A 501-nucleotide genomic window follows, 5' to 3' on the forward strand; every position below is an offset into this window, starting at 1 on the left:
ATGAACTTACGAACTAAACAACTTAAAAACTTATGCCCTCAAAAACTCATACCACTCAAAAAGCTCATAAACTTATGAACTAAACAGCCCAAAAACTCACGCCCTTAAAACTTAAAATACTACGGATTATTTTATAAAACGCCTCTCGTTCGCCAACCCCTTCTAGCGAAAATATAGGTCCAAATACAGGTAAATAGCCACAATTTCTACCCTTTTAGGCCTTGCGTTTTGTCTATTTTTAAGCATAGAACCTGCGTTTTGCACCATTTTGCCATTCTAGTTTGGTTGTCAGCCCATTAGTTTTTACGCCCAATTTCCCCCTTTCAGACCCTAAAATGCCGCATTTTAATAGCCATTTTGCCCCTTTTAGCCCTGTATTTCATGGCTCGAAGGGGTTTTGTTTATACAATTACAGTGGATATTTATGCTTTTCGACTTGTGTTTAGCGGCAAAAAGTACTTCATTTAGCACCATTTTAGCTTGCGTTTAGCACCAAAACGC

The sequence above is a fragment of the Prevotella sp. HMSC073D09 genome (assembly GCF_001814145.1).
Lineage (GTDB): Bacteria > Bacteroidota > Bacteroidia > Bacteroidales > Bacteroidaceae > Prevotella > Prevotella conceptionensis.